Raw genomic sequence first — 810 nt, forward strand, 5'->3', positions numbered from 1 at the left:
CATCCTCCTTAAAAGATAAAGGCTCAAGAGAACCGCTATAATAGGTATTATCATAAACTTTACCGCCCTTATGAATATGACCCATGGCAACATAGTCAAAATTTTCGGCATAAGATTTATCAATTTTTAAAAAATTCCCCTCATCTACTATTCCATGAATTAGAAGAATATTAGTATAATCTTTTCTGATGTCAGCTTGTGGCAAAGAAATATTAAAATATTCCTTATCATAAGAAATTCCAAAAATTCTTGTTTTTAAATCATCTAAATCAAAATAAGAAAATTTATTAGAGAAAATATGAACATTTGCAGGAATTTTTACATTGTTGTACAAGGAATTAGCATCTAAAAAATCATGATTCCCACAAACTATAAAAACAGGAATTTTTATATCCTCTAAAATAGATAAAAGTCTTTTCATAGAAGATAAGGTAAAATACTCCCTTTCAAATAAATCCCCAGCTATTAAAAAAATATCTATATTTTCATTCTTAACAAAAGTACAAACCTTAGAAAAATTTTCCCATTGGTCAAAAGAAATTTTTTCAACAATATCTATTGGTAAATCTCCCTTATATATCTTGTTAAAATGCACATCTGCTAGATGTATAATCTTCATTTAATCACCAATAATATTATATCATATGTAAATAATTGCTTTTTAAAAATTATTATCAATTCATGTATTTATATGTAAAAATTAGTAAAGACTTTTTATAAGTTGTAGATTTTTTTAAAAACTATTTATATTAAAAGAAAACCCCTCAATCCTTATTATGGTATTTTTGGGGGTTTTATTCACTAAGTAAA

Annotated in this window: 1 protein-coding gene; it reads right to left on the bottom strand. The window is 24.9% G+C overall.

What is annotated here, in order from left to right; translation table 11 throughout:
* Window positions 1-619, bottom strand: a 619-nt coding sequence (locus tag HMPREF9131_RS00555) for a DNA repair exonuclease (RefSeq protein WP_009344782.1), incomplete at its 3' end; no start/stop codon positions are given.
* Window positions 620-810 lie beyond the last annotated feature (191 nt).

This window comes from Peptoniphilus sp. oral taxon 836 str. F0141 (genome assembly GCF_000179335.1).
GTDB classification, from domain to species: domain Bacteria; phylum Bacillota; class Clostridia; order Tissierellales; family Peptoniphilaceae; genus Peptoniphilus_A; species Peptoniphilus_A lacrimalis.